Origin of the sequence: Solimonas soli DSM 21787 (assembly GCF_000474945.1) — a bacterium.
Taxonomy (GTDB): Bacteria; Pseudomonadota; Gammaproteobacteria; order Nevskiales; family Nevskiaceae; genus Solimonas; species Solimonas soli.
Genome location: NZ_AXDW01000015.1, coordinates 1 through 15,808 on the forward strand (window position 1 = coordinate 1; position 15,808 = coordinate 15,808).

Annotated in this window: 14 protein-coding genes and 1 pseudogene; all 15 read left to right on the forward strand. The window is 62.5% G+C overall.

Features of this window, described 5'->3' with window-relative positions; genetic code table 11:
- Positions 1–387, forward strand: a pseudogene (locus tag K344_RS0108175) (4-hydroxy-2-oxovalerate aldolase); the annotation flags it as partial.
- 48 nt (positions 388–435) lie between these two features.
- Positions 436–627: a 2-hydroxymuconate tautomerase gene (thmT, locus tag K344_RS0108180; protein ID WP_028080259.1), complete on the forward strand. Its 192-nt coding sequence runs from the start codon at positions 436–438 to the stop codon at positions 625–627.
- A gap of 80 nt (positions 628–707) precedes the next feature.
- Positions 708–2,210, forward strand: a complete 1,503-nt coding sequence (locus K344_RS0108185) for an aromatic/alkene/methane monooxygenase hydroxylase/oxygenase subunit alpha (protein ID WP_028080260.1) — start codon at positions 708–710, stop codon at positions 2,208–2,210.
- 76 nt (positions 2,211–2,286) lie between these two features.
- The gene (locus K344_RS0108190; RefSeq protein WP_028080261.1) at positions 2,287–2,559 is read left to right on the forward strand and encodes a toluene-4-monooxygenase system B family protein; all 273 of its coding nucleotides are present in this window, start codon (positions 2,287–2,289) and stop codon (positions 2,557–2,559) included.
- Positions 2,560–2,581: 22 nt separating this feature from the next.
- Entirely contained in the window at positions 2,582–2,917 is a 336-nt protein-coding gene (locus K344_RS0108195) for a monooxygenase system ferredoxin subunit (RefSeq protein ID WP_028080262.1), read from the forward strand.
- 69 nt (positions 2,918–2,986) lie between these two features.
- Entirely contained in the window at positions 2,987–3,286 is a 300-nt protein-coding gene (locus K344_RS0108200) for an MmoB/DmpM family protein (RefSeq protein WP_028080263.1), read from the forward strand.
- A 28-nt stretch (positions 3,287–3,314) separates the two neighbouring features.
- Entirely contained in the window at positions 3,315–4,304 is a 990-nt protein-coding gene (locus tag K344_RS0108205; protein WP_028080264.1) for an aromatic/alkene monooxygenase hydroxylase subunit beta, read from the forward strand.
- Between the two features lie 20 nt (positions 4,305–4,324).
- Positions 4,325–5,353 (forward strand): 2Fe-2S iron-sulfur cluster-binding protein, encoded by a 1,029-nt coding sequence (locus K344_RS0108210; RefSeq protein WP_028080265.1) that lies wholly within the window; start codon positions 4,325–4,327, stop codon positions 5,351–5,353.
- Positions 5,354–5,391: 38 nt separating this feature from the next.
- A complete protein-coding gene (locus K344_RS20810; protein WP_051362030.1) occupies positions 5,392–5,823 on the forward strand; it encodes a GFA family protein in 432 nt (143 codons plus the stop codon).
- A 135-nt stretch (positions 5,824–5,958) separates the two neighbouring features.
- Positions 5,959–6,666 (forward strand): 2-keto-4-pentenoate hydratase, encoded by a 708-nt coding sequence (locus K344_RS20815; protein ID WP_157622834.1) that lies wholly within the window; start codon positions 5,959–5,961, stop codon positions 6,664–6,666.
- A gap of 598 nt (positions 6,667–7,264) precedes the next feature.
- Complete coding sequence (locus K344_RS20820) at positions 7,265–9,748, forward strand: efflux RND transporter permease subunit (protein WP_043114106.1); 2,484 nt, start codon at positions 7,265–7,267, stop codon at positions 9,746–9,748.
- A gap of 78 nt (positions 9,749–9,826) precedes the next feature.
- Positions 9,827–11,224 (forward strand): DUF1329 domain-containing protein, encoded by a 1,398-nt coding sequence (locus K344_RS0108230; RefSeq protein WP_028080266.1) that lies wholly within the window; start codon positions 9,827–9,829, stop codon positions 11,222–11,224.
- 7 nt (positions 11,225–11,231) lie between these two features.
- Entirely contained in the window at positions 11,232–12,344 is a 1,113-nt protein-coding gene (locus K344_RS20825; protein ID WP_157622835.1) for a WD40/YVTN/BNR-like repeat-containing protein, read from the forward strand.
- A 76-nt stretch (positions 12,345–12,420) separates the two neighbouring features.
- Positions 12,421–14,538: a DUF1302 family protein gene (locus K344_RS0108240; protein WP_169729270.1), complete on the forward strand. Its 2,118-nt coding sequence runs from the start codon at positions 12,421–12,423 to the stop codon at positions 14,536–14,538.
- Between the two features lie 160 nt (positions 14,539–14,698).
- Positions 14,699–15,781, forward strand: coding sequence for a hypothetical protein (locus K344_RS23960; protein WP_157622837.1), 1,083 nt, complete (start codon positions 14,699–14,701; stop codon positions 15,779–15,781).
- Positions 15,782–15,808 lie beyond the last annotated feature (27 nt).

The following is a 15,808-nucleotide window of genomic DNA, read 5'->3' on the forward strand; positions in this document are numbered from 1 at the left end:
CGCATCGACTGCGCCTGCGGCGGCATGGGCGCCGGCGCCGGCAACACGCCGATGGAAGTGTTCGTCGCGGTGTGCAAGCGCATGGGCATCGAGACCGGCGTCGACGTGTTCAAGGTCAGCGATGTCGCCGAAGACCTCGTCACGCCGATCCTGGATTTCCCGGTGCGCATCGACCGCAACTCGCTGACGCTCGGCTATGCCGGCGTCTATTCGAGCTTCCTGCTGTTCGCCAGGCGCGCCGAGCAGAAGTACGGCGTGCCGGCGCGCGAGATCCTGCTCGAGCTCGGCCGCCAGAAGATGGTCGGCGGCCAGGAAGACATGATCGAGGACACGGCGATCACGATGGCGCGCGAGCGGGGACTGCTGAAGACGGCGAATGCCGCCTGATTGCCGATGGCCGACGATCGCGTCGGCTGAACGAACGAGGACCGAAACATGCCTTTTGCGCAGATTTACCTGATCGAAGGTCGTAGCGAGGAGCAGAAACGCGCCGTGATCGAAACGGTGACGCAGGCTTTGTCCGAAAGCACCGGCGCACCGAAAGAGAATGTCCGCGTGTGGATACACGATGTCCCCAAGACCAACTGGGGAATCGCTGGGAAGACGGCCAAGGATTTGGGCCGGTGAGTTAAGGGCGGTTACGGCGTCCGGATTTGCACTGTCCGCGTTGGCTTAACCGAGCCAGCGATCAATGAGGAGGAAACGTCATGGCAACACTGGAAAGAATGGATTGGTACGACATTGCGCGCACCACGAACTGGACCCCGAAGTATGTTCAGGAGGACGAGCTGTTTCCGCCTGAGCTTTCGGGAACGATGGGCATTCCGCTGGAAAAGTGGGAGTCGTATGACGAGCCTTTCAAACAGTCCTATCCCGAATACGTGAAGGTGCAGCGCGAAAAGGACGCAGGCGCCTACTCGGTCAAGGCCGCGCTGGAGCGCTCCAGGATCTACGAGACAGCGGACCCCGGCTGGATCAGCGTGCTGAAGGCGCACTACGGCGCCATCGCGCGCGAGGAATACCACGCGTCGCAGTCGGAAGCCCGCATGGCGCGCTTCGGCAAGGCACCGGGCCAGCGCAACATGGCGACGCTCGGCATGATGGACGAGATTCGCCATGGCCAGATTCAGCTGTTTTTCCCGCACGAACATGTGTCCAAGGATCGCCAGTTCGATTGGGCACACAAGGCAATGGATACCAACGAGTGGGCCGCGATCGCTGCTCGCCATATGTTCGACGACATCTTCGCCGCGCGTAACGCGACGGAAATCGGTCTGATGCTGACGTTCGCGTTCGAAACCGGCTTTACCAACATGCAGTTCCTCGGGCTTGCGGCCGACGCCGCCGAGGCTGGCGACTGGACGTTCTCGAGCCTGATCTCAAGCATTCAAACCGACGAATCGCGTCACGCCCAGATCGGCGGGCCGTTGATTCCGATCCTCGTCGCCAACGGCAAGAAGGCCGAGGCGCAGAAGCTGGTCGACATCGCCCTGTGGCGCAGCTGGAAGCTGTTCTCGGTGCTCACGGGCCCGATCATGGACTACTACACGCCGCTCGAAGACCGCAAGTTGTCATTCAAGGAGTTCATGCACGAATGGATCGTCACCCAGTTCGAGCGCGCGCTGATCGACGTGGGTCTCGAGAGGCCTTGGTACTGGGATCAGCTGCTCGACGAGATCGAATGGCAGCACCACGGCATGCATATCGGTGTCTGGTTCTGGCGTCCTACGGTCTGGTGGAATCCTGCCGCCGGCGCGTCGCCCGAGGAGCGGGCCTGGCTGGAAGAGAAGTATCCGGGCTGGAACGCGACTTTCGGCACGGTCTGGGACGTCATCACCGAGAACATCGTCAAAGGCGATATGGCGCATACCTATCCGGAGACGCTGCCGGTTGTATGCAATATGTGCCAGCTGCCGGTCAATGCCACGCCGGGCCCCGCCTGGCGCGTCCGCGACATGCCGCACATGCACAATGGCCGCCTCTATCACTTCTGCTCGGAACCCTGCAAATGGGTGTTCGAGCAGGAACCGTCGCGCTACGAAGGGCATCTGTCCATCGTCGACCGATTCCTGGCCGGTCAAATTCAGCCAATGGATCTCGGCGGCGCGTTGAAATACATGGGCCTCGCGCCCGGCGAGATCGGCGACGACGCGCACAACTATGCGTGGGCGCATGCGGCGCATGGTGAGCGTCTGAAGAAGGCCAGCTGAAATCTGAAGCTGTGAAGCCCGGGGCCGCTGATTTGGGGCTCCGGGACTATAGAACGAATCGAGAGGAGACTTGACCGTGGCACTTTTTCCGTTGACGTCGAATTTTGAGGGCGATTTCGTCCTTCAGCTCGTTGCGGTGGACACTGAAAACACGATGGATGAAGTCGCTTCGGCGGCGGCGCATCACTCGGTGAACCGGCGCGTCGCTGATCGCCCCGGCTATGGCCTCCGCGTACGCCGCCAGGGCACGAAGGAGCCGCTGCCGAGAACCATGAAGGTCAGTGAATCCGGCCTGCAGCCCATGGAATGCATTGAAGTGATCTGGGAAGCCCCGGCGGCTGCCCGTTAAGCCTCATTCTGGAAATGTCCCAATGGCGTTCGTGAAGCTTTGCAAGCTGGAAGATCTCTGGGAAGGCGAGATGGCGTCTTTCGAGGTCGATGGCCTCGAAATCCTGGTGGTCTGGCCGACCGATGGCGAGATCGTCGCGTTTCAGGCCGTGTGCCCGCATCAAGACATCCCTTTAGTGGAGGGCAAGTTCGACGGCAAGATGATCATCTGTCGCGCTCACCAATGGACGTTTGACTCCGGCACCGGCGCGGGCATCAATCCAGCCGATTGCCGCCTCGCCAAATACCCGATCAAGGTCGAGGGCGATGAGGTCCTCGTGGATACCGAGGGCGTCCAGGCTTTGTTTGCCCATACGTAGTACTGGACGAACGTCCGCAACGCGGATTTGCCACCACGGCGGAAACAACCAATAGAGAGGGGAGCGAAAATGAGCCAGCTAAACGTCAACAACATGGTGGGTCCGATCATGCGCCAAGGCGCTCTGGCCAAGGCGGTGTTCGAAGCTGCCGAGGTCGACAATCCCGGCAAGAAGATTCTGGTCGAGGACAAGGTCGCCTACGTCCGGATCCAGACTGAGGACGAGATGATCCTCCGTCAGGAGACAATCGAGGAGATGCTCGGCAAGCCGTTCAGGATCAACCAGCTCGAAGTAGACATGGCTTCCTTTGCGGGGCGTATCGAAACCAACGCCGACCACGTCCGCTTCTATTACACAAAGCACCTCTGAGCTGCTCGGGGCGCACCAGGAGAAAATCATGAGCAATACCGAAGTCCTGAAACCGCTGAAGACATGGAGCCATCTCGCCGCGCGTCGGCGTAAGCCCAGCGAATACGAAATCGTCTCCACCAACCTGCACATCAGCACGCGTCCGGGCGCAGATCCTTTCGAGCTGGATCCCGACGTTTTTATGAACCGCTGGTACAAGGAAAAACGCAATGCCAGTCCGCTCAAGCATCCGGACTGGAACGCCTTCCGCGATCCGGATGAGCTGATCTACCGGACCTACAACATCATGCAGGACGGCGCCGAAACCTACGTGACGGGCTTGTTCGATCAGTTCAACGAGCGCGAGCACGACAAGGGTCTGAGCGCGAACTGGGCCGGTACGCTGGCCCGCCTCTACACGCCGGCCCGCTACCTGTTCCATACGCTGCAGATCGGTTCGGCCTATCTCGCCCAGATGGCACCGGCCAGCACGATCTCGATCTGCGCCGCTTTCCAGGGGGCGGATTCGCTGCGCTGGCTCAGCCATACGGCTTACCGTGCGAAGGAGCTGTCGCTGACCTTCCCGGACAAGGGCTTCGCCCGCGACGAACGTCGATACTGGGAAGAGGATGCCGCGTGGCAAGGTTTCCGCGAGTTGATGGAGAAAGTCCTGATCGCCTATGACTGGGGCGAAGCTTTCGTTGCCCTCGACCTGGTGGCCAAGCCGGCGATCGAAGAAGTCGTCCTGCGCAAGTTCGGCGAGGCGGCGCGTCAGAACGGCGATACTCTGCTTGGCCTGGTGATCGACGCCGAGCTGATCGACAGCGCCCGTCATCGCCGCTGGTCTTCGGCACTGGTGAAGTTGGCGACCGCCGAGCCGGGCAATGCCGACGTGATCAAAGGCTGGATCGCCAAGTGGGAGCCGCTGGCCGACCGCGCCATCGATGCCTTCGGCGCCGCCCTGCCCGACGTTCCGGATGCGGCGGACACCGCCAGGCAGGCTGTGCGCGCGTTCCGCGGCTCGCTGCCCGGGCTTTGAGCAGCGGAAGCGAACGCGAGATGAAGCAGTACGACATTACGATCGAAGGTCCGGCCGGCGCCGCTTTCGCGCAGCAGGAGGGCGATACCATCCTGCGTGCGGCGCTGCGCGCCGGCATCGGCTTTCCGTATGAGTGCAACTCCGGCGGGTGTGGCAGCTGCAAGTTCGAACTCGTGGCGGGGGAGGTGGATAACCTGTGGCCCGAGGCGCCTGGGCTTACCGACCGTGATCGTCGCAAGCAGCGACTCCTCGCATGCCAATGCCGGGCGGTCGGAGCGCTCAATATCCGGGTGAGGCCCGCAGACGAGTATCGTCCGCGCGTGCGTCCCGTCCGCCAAACCGCGCATCTGATCGAAACGGTCGACATAACACCGGATATCCGTGAATTCCATTTCCGTACCGACACCCAAGCGGATTTTCTGCCGGGGCAGTACGCGATGCTGGAAATCCCCGGTATCGCCACGCCACGCGCCTATTCGATGTCCAACCTCGCCAACACCCAAGGTGACTGGCATTTCCAGATCCGGCTGGTGCCCAATGGCCGGGCGACCGGGCATCTGTTCCGGCGGCTGAAACCTGGCGCGGAGATCGGCATCGATGGCCCTTACGGACTTGCCTGGCTGCGGCAGGAAAGTCCGCGGCCCATCGCATGCATTGCCGGCGGTTCGGGGTTGGCGCCGATGATATCGATCGCGAGGGGCGCTTCTGCTGCCGGGATGCTGAAGGAAGGCCGCGAGCTGCACTTCTTCTACGGTGGCCGCACACCGAAGGACATCTGCGGAGAGACGATATTGCAATCGCTCCCCGACTATGCGCGGAGTATCCGCTACCACCCGGTTGTGTCGATGCCGGAGCAGATCGAAGGAAGCACCTGGCGCGGGGCGACCGGCTTTGTGCACGATCGCGTTCTCGGCGAACTGGGCGAGCGCCTGTCGGAGTTCGAGTTCTATTTCGCCGGTCCGCCACCGATGACGCAGGCGCTGCAGGATTTACTCATGGTCCAGCATCGCGTTCCATTCGCCCAGATTCACTACGATCGCTTTTTCTGAGCGCACCTGCTGCGATCAGTCGACGACAGGAATATCCAATGACTGCCAAGGAATCCGGAAGACCGAACCACGAAGGCGGATGCGCTTGCGGCGAGGTCCGCTACCAATATGATGGCGAGCCGATCTTCACCGTTCACTGCCATTGCCGGGACTGCCAGCGTTCGAGCGGGAGCGGAGCGGCGACGTTGATGGGTATCGCGGCCGCCGACTTCAATCTGTTGCGCGGCACGCCGAGATCGTATGCATACCGCGGCGACAGCGGCCAGTATGTGCGGCGCTACTTCTGCACCAACTGTGGCGCACCACTGTTCTCGGAAGCCGACGGCTTCCCGGACGTGCGCTTCGTGCGCGCCGTGAGTCTGGACGATCCGAGCTGGGTCAAACCCTCCGCACACATCTACTGTGCCAGCGCTCAGCCTTGGGATCGAGCCGCGGATGACTTGGCGCGCTTCGAATACATGCCCACGTAGCCCGTTTGTCACCGTCGGCAGAGAGCTTAGGAACCGACAGCGCAAAAGCTGAGCCAAGCATTGAGTCGTTGTCAGAATGTCTTCCCGTCCGCTTTGGCTCGCCAGTTGTTCGCCGCGCGCCGGGAGCGCCGGACCATGGAAGGGGCCGCCGAGGGACCACAGCTGACGCTGAACGAAGCGTACCTTGTGCAGGCCGAACTGACGGCCTTGAATCTGTCGTCAGGACGTAGGATCGCGGGGTACAAGCTCGGCTACACCTCGTTGGCGATGCGACGGCAGATGGGGATCGACGCCCCCAACTTCGGGCCGCTTTATGCGGACATGATCGTCGATTCCGGTGCTACGGTGCGAGGATACACGCAGCCACGCGTGGAACCGGAAATCGCGGTGATCCTTGGGGCGGACATCGCCGGCAGCCGTCTGATGCTGCCTGAAATCGCAGATGCAGTCGCCGGAGTCCATGCATGCCTGGAAATCGTCGACTCCGTCTGGCGCGACTATCGTTTCAGCCTTGAACAAAATACCGCTGACGGATCGTCGGCCGCGGGCGTCGTGCTGGGACCGGATCTGGGCGTGGCGCCACGCGAGTGCGAGCGTGTCAGGGTCCGCTTCGCGATGGACGGACGCTTGCTTGGTACGGCGACCGGCGCTGCGGCGGGAGGGCACCCCTTGCTGGGAGTAGCCTGGCTCTGTGCGCAGCTCGAGAAGCGTGGCGAGGGTTTACATGCCGGCCAGATCGTCTTAACCGGTGGTCTGACGGCTGCCGCTCCGCTGGGCGATGGCTGTTTCGCCGAAGCGATCTACGATCACGGCGCGGGCGTATCGGTTTGCCGCGCCGAGTGAGCTTTTCTTGTCGTTGCCCAAGGCGGAACCCCAACACCGAAATCATGAAATCTTGGGGATTTGTCCGTATTTTTTTTAATGATTAGATGAGGCCTGGGAGGACAGCATGAATCTTCCGGCAACGAAGGGGAGCTTCTTGAGTAGACCATAAAACGCGGTGTCTCAATAACTTCCGTGAATGCTGCACTGCGGATGCTGTGTCATGTACGCCCGATGGCATGGCTGCTGCATATATGGGGCGCAGAGAAATTGATCAGGTCGCCTGTCGAAGATGGCATCTGTTCAAAAAAAATGATCAAGAGCGAGGAGGACGCATGGTCACGATTCGACCAAGATTGAGGGCGACCATCTGCAATGAAGGAGCTCGCCCATGAAGCGCTTCGTGAAAGCGCCCGACATGCTGGGGCCAGGGTCTCTCCTCGTAGCAGGTAGGCAGTGCGCTCTTTTGCACCGCACGCCAAGCGGTTTGCACACGGCGCCAAGTAACGCCGGGCGCCGCACCCAGAATAAACACAAGTAGACAACCAACTCGTGCCGCGCGAAGCGGGAACTTCTCTCGTCTCCTGCCGGCGACGGTATTCGCCAAGGAATGTGGTCAATGGATAATCTTCGTAACCGTCTTGCGAGATGGACGATCGCGCATCGCCGCTCGGTCGGCATCGCCTTCATTGCGCTGACGGCATTCTTCGCCGTCGGCATGACCAGGCTGGACATCCGCACGATCTTCGCGGATCTGCTGCCGACCGACGACCCGTATGTACAGGCTTATCACGATCACCCGAACTTCGGTGATCCGCTGACCGTCACGATCATGCTGAAGCGGACCGACGGCCAGAAGATCTACAACGCCGAGACGCTCCAGAAAATCTGGAAGCTGACCCGCGACGTGGACCTGATTCCAGGTGTCGATCACGATCGCATTCTGTCGATCACCACCGAGAAGGCGACGTACGCGGAGGCGACGGCGGACGGCATCCAGATGCAGCCGCTGATGGGCAACGAAGTGCCGACCGACCCGAAGGACCTCGCCGAACTCGAAGGCAAGGTCGAGCGTTCGCCGACGGCGCGTACCTATCTCGTGTCGGCCGATCAGAGCGCGACGCTGCTGCGCGTGTCGTTCCGCGAGGATCAGCTCGACTACGGCAAGGTGTTCGCATCGCTCAACCAGCTGACCGCGGCGGCGGCCGATGCCCACCACATCGTGCGCGTGGTCGGCCAGCCGATCCTGACCGGCTGGGTATACAAGCTGCAGAACCAGACCTATGCCATCTTCGGCGTGACGCTGGTGCTGCTGGTTGGCGCTCTGGCGTTCTACATGCGCAATGTTACCGGCATCGTCGTGCCGATCGTCTGCAGCTTCGTCGCAGCGATCTGGGGCTTCGGCATGGTCGGCTGGCTGCGCTCGCCGATCGAACCGCTGCTGATGGTCGTGCCGCTGCTGCTCGTCGCGCGATCGTTCTCGCACTGCATCCAGTACACCGAGCGTTACTACGAGGTATACGCGCATCTTCGCGACCCGTTGAAGGCCTGCGAGGCGACGCTGGGCGTGATGATGGCGCCGAGCATCCTCGGCATCATGACCGACGTGATCGCGATCTTCGTGATCGGCGTGACGCCGATTCCGGCGATGCAACGCTTCGCGCTGTTCTGCGGCATGTGGGCGGTCTACCTGATTCCGACCGGCGTGATGCTGATCGCGGTCCTGCTGTCGTATCTGCCGGCGCCGCACAACATCGACGCGATCGTCGGCGGCGACCGCGAGAGGGGCATCCACAAGCTCCAGAAGAATCTGCTGCGCAGCATCGCCGGCATCACGTTCGGTGGGCGGGCCAAGGTGACGCTGGCGGTGATGTCGGCGCTGACGGCCTTCGCGATCGTGTTCGGCATTCGCATCGATATCGGCAACCCGGTGGAGGGCTCCAATCTCCTGTGGCCGGACTCGGAGTTCAACACCGCGGTTCGCGACATCAACAATCACTTCCCCGGTGTGAACTCGCTCGAGATCATTCTCGAGTCCAAGGATCCGGCGAGCATGCAGGTGCGCGCCGCGCGCACGCTCGAGGCATACCAGCTCTCGAAGGCGATCCAGAAGTCGGTGGAGAACGGGCCGATGCCGCCGCGCGTGACGCGCTCGTTCTCCGATGTCATCGATGAAGGCAACCGCCTGTACTCGGGCGGACACCCGGCCTGGCTGTCGGTCGATCAGACGGACCGGGCGGTCGGCGCGGCCGCGACGGCGGTGGCCTTCGGGCAGAACCCGCTGAACTTCGCGGACATGGTCGACACGCACTATCAGCACTCCACCATTTCGCTGTTCTACCGCGACAACAAGCAGCCGACCGTAGACGGTGCGCTGGCGGCGGCCCACAAGGCGGTCGACGCGGTGGGCCTCGATCACAAATACATCCGCATCCGGCTCGCCTCCGGGACGATCGCGCTCCAGCAGGCCATGAACAGTGTCGTCGAGCGCTATCACTGGATTCTCGTGGGTCTGTGCTGCACGGCGATCTTCATCATCGCGACCTATGCCTACCGTTCGCCGGTCGCGGCCGTGATCCTGCTGATTCCCACGCTGCTGTCGAACTTCTATCTGCTGTCGACGATGCACATGCTGGGCATCGGTCTCGACATCAACTCCGTGCTGGTGACCGTGCTCGGCGTGGGTGTCGGCATCGACTACGGCATCTACCTGCTGTCGCGCATCTGCGAGGAGTACCACGAGCAGAACGAGGACTGGGGCCGTGCGATCACGATGGCGATGACCACCACCGGCAAGGCGATCATGTTCACCGCGACGATCATGCTGATCGGCATCCTGCCCTGGTACTTCCTCTCCGACCTGAAGTTCATGGCGGACATGGGCCTGCTGCTGGCCGCGATCATGCTCATCAACATGGTGCTCGCCCTCGTCGTCCTGCCGCTGCTGGTCTGGCTGGTGAAGCCCAAGTTCGCGACGCGCACCGACCTGATCGTCGGCGAAGGCATCGACCTTTCCAAGTTCGGCGGCAGCGAATCAAGAGAAGTGCCGCGTCACGAGGAAATGCGGAGGATCGGCGATTCCGACTTTCTGCCGAGCAAATGAGAGTGAGCCGATCGGTCCATGGATCGATCGGGCGGTTCAACAATGCGAGGCGCGCAAGCGCAACCTGGAGGTCTTGAGATGAGAATCAAAAAATACGACATCGACTACGGACGCCGGAAAATGATGCAATCCGTCGCCTACGGTCTTGGCGCCGGCGTGCTGATGCCTTGGGAGAAGTTGCTCGCCAAGGAGATCGACAACATCCAGAAGGCGTATCCCGACGAACTGCTGTCGATCGAGGCCCAGTCGAAGGGCAAGGTCAAGGTCGGCGACTACATCACCAAGGACAACGTCGAGTACGTCAAGCATCTGCTGGACCCCGGCGCGATCGAACAGATCACCGGCCCGGAAGGACGCAAGATCCGCATCAAGGCGCCGACCCTGAATCCGCGCGATCTGGTCAACGCGCCTTATTACGAAGCGACGATGCAGGACATCCAGTCCGGGCACAAAGGCAAGTTCGACGCCAATGGCAACGTCGTCGACGAGAACGGCAAGAAGTGGCAGGGCGGCCTGCCGTTCGTCAACCCGACGGACGGCAAGCAAGTCTGGGCCAACATGGCGATGAACATCGGCCGTACCGACAATGGCTGTTACGTCATCGAGCAGAAGGATTACGGCTCCGATGGCAAGCAGGAGTATCACTACAACTTCCAGTGGGTCGAGCTGAACAGCACGGCGCGCACCGATCGCAAGGTCTTCAGGGGCCTGGAAAACGAGCTGCGCCGTCAGTCGGTGTTCTTCGCCGCGTCGCCCGACGTGCGTGGCACCTCGTTCCTCAGCATCTGGGACTACGACCAGCGCAAGATTCCGGAGCTCTACGGCTACCTTCCGGAATTCCGCCGTGTGCGTCAGTTCCCGTCGAACCAGCGCTTCGAACCGCTCGTTCCGGGTGCTGTGTGGTTCCTCAGCGATCCGTGGGCCGCTGGCGATCCGTACCTGACCTGGGGCAATCACAAGATCGTCGAACGCAAGCCGATGCTCGGACCCTGGGCCTCGGATTTCTCCAAGCACGACGAAAACTGGGAGCCGCCGCGCCAGAAGGACAATCCCAAGTTCTTCGACATCCCCTACGAGATGTCGCCGGAAGTGATCGTCACCAGTTGCGAGCCGACCGGCTATCCGCGCTCGCCGGTATCCAAGCGCGTGGCTTACGTGGATGCCCGAAACTCCATGGCCGCGAGCAACATGCGTTATGACCGCCAGGGCAAGCTCTGGTCGAACTTTGAAATGGCGCACGGCCAGTTCAAGGGCGGCGGTCCGGACGGCAAGCGCGTCATCCTCAGTTCGGACGGCAAGAATCCGGCGTGGTCGTGGACCTACGTGCACATCTACGACTTCCAGAACCGGCGCATGTCGCTCTGCAACCACAGCAAGGGCGCTGCGGGCGTCGAGGCGCGCTTCAACGCCGATCCGGAATGGCTGTTCAACACCTACTGCACCGCGCAGGCGCTGCAGGCCCTGGGCCGTGCGTGATCGACGCATGACCGAGGCGGTTGCCCCGTGGCGGCGGCCGACGTGCCGCCGCCGTCTTTCTCCGTCGAGCGGAGTCATCAAATTCATGAAAGCTTTTACACGCCTGATGCGTATCAAGCCTTTGGCCTTGTTGCTGGCGGCTGGCGTCTCGACTGGCGCGCTCGCCGATGCCAAAGGGAGCGAGGAGATCGTGCAGTTCACGCCGCACGACCGTCTCTTCTCCGTGGCGTTCAGCGGGGACTTCGGCGAAGCGGTTGGCGAAGCCGGGTTGCTGCTGCAGACGACCGATGGAGGAAAGACGTGGCGGCACGAGATCAGCCCTCCGACGCAGGCGTCGCTGTTCAGCGTGGCCATCAGCGGCGCGCGTTCGGTCGCCGTCGGCCAGCAGGGCCTCATTCTCGTTCGTGACGGGCGCAAGCAGTGGCGCAAGATCGAGGCGGTCACCGATCAGCGCCTGTTGCGGGTCAGCATGAACAAGGCTGGCGTCGCGGTGGCGGTCGGCGCGTTCGGCACCTTGCTGAAATCGAGCGACTACGGCGAAACCTGGTCCGAGCTGAAGCCCGACTGGGCGACGCTTTACCAGAGCGAGGAGACCAGCGATTTCGCGGCCGTTCGTGACGAGCCCACGCTGTATGTCGTCAAGGTCTTCGACGACGGCTCCATCGTCATCGGCGGCGAATACGGCCAGCTGAATCGCTCGACGGACGGCGGCAATACCTGGACCTCGGTCTTCCGCGCAGCGGCTGCCAAGGCCGGCTCCACGCCGCCGACGGTGTTCGGCATGAACTTCCGGGCCGACGGCACCGGCTATGCGACCGGGCAGGAAGGGCTGATCATCATGACGCCGGACCAAGGCCAGTCGTGGAAACAGCTCGTTTCAGGCTCGCAAGCGAGTCTGTTCGATATCGACTCGACAGGCGATGGCCATGTCTTCGCGATCGGCATGCGCAGCTGCCTTTTCAGTACTGATGCCGGCAAGACCTGGCAGCGACTGAAGGCGCTCGACGTGGGCCTCAACTGGTACAGCGGTCTGGGCCACAGCGACAGCGCGGACGGGAATTCGGTCATCGCCGTGGGGCACAGCGGTCGCGTGCTGCGGCTCGCGGCGGCGGGCAACTGACGAAAACCCACAGACGAACAATTAAAGAGGGGAGACTCAAATGCATTCAACTCGTGCAATGCACCACGCAGTGCTCGTGGGCGCTGCCTTGATGGCGGGATCGACGGCTTCCTGGGCTGACGAGGGTGGCTTCCTGTCGGACCTGTGGGGGAGAGCAACGTTCAATGCCACGGTACGCAGCGACACGTCTTACAAGACGACGGGCATCGACAACTACGACAACCAGTCCGCAGCGCCGTTCCAGCACATCGCCGTGCCGCGGCAGGCATACCTGCCGCCGAACCTGCTGGGCGATCTCGCGGGTGGCATCGTCGGCACGGTCGTCGACAAGTGGACCGTCCCGATCCCGAATTCGCTGGGAATCGTCCACACCAGCGACACGGTGCGGCGCGACACTTACATCCCGAAGGCCAACACCACGTTCAACTATCAGGAACTCCGTTTCGGCGGCGAGATGAACGTGTCGTTCACGGATGCCTGGCGACTGAATATCCAGGCGCGTGCGTCTTACGATCCGGACATCTACAAGAGTTTCGATGCCGGCGACGTTGCCAATATCCAGGGCGGCATCGCGGACGGCGGTGGTGACCGCTACGCCGACCTCGGCGAGCCGAACTACTTCGAGGCACGAGGCCGTGAAGGGCGGAAGATCAATCCGACCGAGTTCGCGGGCCGGCAATACATGATCGATTTTCCGACCGCGATCCTCGAGTACAAGCGCGACGCCTACAACGTGCGCATCGGCCTGCAGCAGATCGCCTGGGGCCAAGCGATCTTCTTCCAGACCTTCGATATTCCCGATGGTCTCGATCTGCGCCGCCACCTGATCCTCGATCGCGCCATCGAAGAGTTTTCCGACAAGCGCGTGCCGGCGCTGGCAATCCGCGGCGCGATTCAGGCCACCGACGAAATTCTCGTCGACAGCTACGTGCAGAAGTTCCAGCCGTCCATCATTCCCAATCCGAACACGCCGTACAACGTCGCGCCGGCGCAGTTCTACAAGCCGCTCGACAACTACTATTCCGGCGGCTACGACACCAAGCTCAGCTACGGCATCCGCCTGAAGGCCGACTACGGCAACTGGGGCTACTCGGCGATGGCGGCCAGCCGCATGAACCCGCTCGGCGTGTTCAGCTGGGCGGAGAGCGGGATCAACAAGGGACTGACGGGCACCAATCCCGACGGCACGCGCTGGGGCAACAGCCTCGGCACGCTCGTCGAAACCGTGTATGGCCTGAAAGCCAAGGCCGGCGGCCCGTTGTGCCCGAACTACAACCCGAGCGCCTGCCGCATGTACGACAGTCTGGGTGAGGCGCTGGCGCATACGCCGTTCACTGTCGGACCCGGCGGTGTCTACAGCAACAAGGAATGGTTCTCGGCGGCCGGCAGCTTGCGTCTCGACGGCTTGAAGGCGCTCAACACGGCTATTGAAGAGTACCCTGCTCTGCGTGACGTCTATGCTTCGGAGGTCGACAATGTCCAGCAGGCGAGCAATCTGCTGAACACGTTCTTCCTCGCATCCGATGGCAGCATCCGCGGCAACGTGCAGCGCGACTACTACCGTGAATCGGTGTTCGGTCTTGGCGGCAGCTACGTGATCGGAACCGAGAATCCCGAATCGTTCTGGGACCAGTTCATCATCAACGCGGAAGTGCAGTACACGCCGTCGCGCCGCTTCACCGACGTCGGCCTCGCGCACGGCGGATACGAGAGCGACGAATACATCGTGACCCTGGTCGGCGAAAAGTGGTATCGCTGGACGCAGGCGTTCCCAGCGGCCTATCTGGCTTTCGAGTTCCAGCATCGCAGCGCCAGCGATCTGGTCGGTTTGAGCCTCAAGGGCTATGGCGGCAACAGCGGCAACTACAAGGTCAACGATCCGGTTGGGCTGCAGGGCAACGACTATTCGGGCATCAGGACGCCAAAGGGCATTTCCTCGGCCGATTACCTCGCGTTCGCCGGCTTCCAGCCCTGGCCGAATCGCAAGTACATCTTCGAGTGGGCCGTCCTGTATGACGTGCGTGGCGGGCTTCTGGCGCAGCCGCTGCTGAAGTGGAATCCGGGCCACAACTTCAGCGTCGATCTGTTCTACAACTACGTGAACGGTCATCTCTACGGCACACCGACCAACAATCTGATTCGCGCCATCGACTTCGCCAACGAAGCCAACGTGCGTTTCAGCTATCAATTCTGATGTCCCGTCTCGGGTTGGCACGCCCCCGGCTGCGCATGGTCGGGGTGTGTGCCGATATCACCTGCGTAGTGCTTCTCCCTCTACCAGGTATTTGCGTCCCGGCGGCGATGGTGGATCGCTGCCGGGATCTTCTTGGATTTCTGACTATCTTGACACGAAGATGAACAGGCCGTTGTCGCGTTTGCTCTCAGGTGCTTCGCTCTCTTTCTGCGTGTTCGCTGTGAACGCGCAGGAAGGAGAGGCCAGCGGCGGTCGCTACTACATCGCACCGATGGCGACGATCGCGGCCAGTCAAAAGGATGGAACGCATGACCTTGCCGTGGGTGCCGCGGTGGCCGTCGGTGCGTCCTGGCTTCCGCATCTGGGTGTCGAGATCGTCGGCGACTATCTGCGCTACACCCACCTCGAGCACAGCTACGGCGCCGGCATCGGACTGAACGCCTATCTGTCGGCCGACAACGAAGGCCTTTTCGTTCATGCCGATGCTGAAGGCGGCAAGCGGGCTGCCTACACGGCGGGCCTGGGTTTCGACCGGCCCTTCCTCAATCGAGCGGTGTCGCTTCGGCTCGAGGCACTCTGGCACAAGGAGGGCGACGACGATGCCGAGCCCCTGCTGCGCGTCGGCCTGCGGGTTCCGTTCGGAAGCGCGCATGGATCGACGCCGGCGATGATGGAGCCGGTAACCGTCGTGCCTTTGGAGGAGCCGGAGCCGGCCGCGACGGCCGAAGCGCCGTCCGAGGGTGTTGCTGCGGACGAAACCTCGCCAGCGTCGGCACAAGAGCCCGCTTCCGTGGAGCCGGCGAACGAGGCTCCTTCGGCGCCTCCAGAAGGGCCATCGTCCTCCGCAACTGCGGATGCTGCGGTCGAGCCGCCTCCTGCGCCGCCTCCGCCTCGCGCGAAGCGGGCGACGCAATCGGTACGCAAGAAGGCATCGACGCCTGAACCGTCGGCGCCTGTCGCGCCGCCGGTTGCCGAACCGGAGCCGGCGATGGACGTGCCGGCGGATGCCGAGCCAGCCGGCGAGGCTGCGCCGTCCGGGCCCGCTGCTCCCGTGCCCGCGCCGCCCGAACCTGCGACCGACGACGCGCTCGCGCCCACCGAGCCGGCGCCTGCGCCAAAGGCATCCGACGCGCCGGGCGGCGCCGCGACAGCGCCGGATGCCGCTCCGGCCGCAAGCGGCGCGCCGACTCAGCTGACCGACACCGACGATGCGCCGACGGAGCCCGCGCCAAAGCCACGATGAGCGCCGCCGCGACATGTCCTTGATCGT

Coding starts and splice junctions, on each gene's coding strand:
- thmT (WP_028080259.1), top strand. CDS start 436: ATGCCTTTTGCGCAGATTTACCTGATCGAAGGTCGTAGCGAGGAGCAG.
- K344_RS0108185 (WP_028080260.1), top strand. CDS start 708: ATGGCAACACTGGAAAGAATGGATTGGTACGACATTGCGCGCACCACG.
- K344_RS0108195 (WP_028080262.1), top strand. CDS start 2,582: ATGGCGTTCGTGAAGCTTTGCAAGCTGGAAGATCTCTGGGAAGGCGAG.
- K344_RS0108200 (WP_028080263.1), top strand. CDS start 2,987: ATGAGCCAGCTAAACGTCAACAACATGGTGGGTCCGATCATGCGCCAA.
- K344_RS0108205 (WP_028080264.1), top strand. CDS start 3,315: ATGAGCAATACCGAAGTCCTGAAACCGCTGAAGACATGGAGCCATCTC.
- K344_RS0108210 (WP_028080265.1), top strand. CDS start 4,325: ATGAAGCAGTACGACATTACGATCGAAGGTCCGGCCGGCGCCGCTTTC.
- K344_RS20810 (WP_051362030.1), top strand. CDS start 5,392: ATGACTGCCAAGGAATCCGGAAGACCGAACCACGAAGGCGGATGCGCT.
- K344_RS20815 (WP_157622834.1), top strand. CDS start 5,959: ATGGAAGGGGCCGCCGAGGGACCACAGCTGACGCTGAACGAAGCGTAC.
- K344_RS20820 (WP_043114106.1), top strand. CDS start 7,265: ATGGATAATCTTCGTAACCGTCTTGCGAGATGGACGATCGCGCATCGC.
- K344_RS0108230 (WP_028080266.1), top strand. CDS start 9,827: ATGAGAATCAAAAAATACGACATCGACTACGGACGCCGGAAAATGATG.
- K344_RS20825 (WP_157622835.1), top strand. CDS start 11,232: ATGACCGAGGCGGTTGCCCCGTGGCGGCGGCCGACGTGCCGCCGCCGT.
- K344_RS23960 (WP_157622837.1), top strand. CDS start 14,699: ATGAACAGGCCGTTGTCGCGTTTGCTCTCAGGTGCTTCGCTCTCTTTC.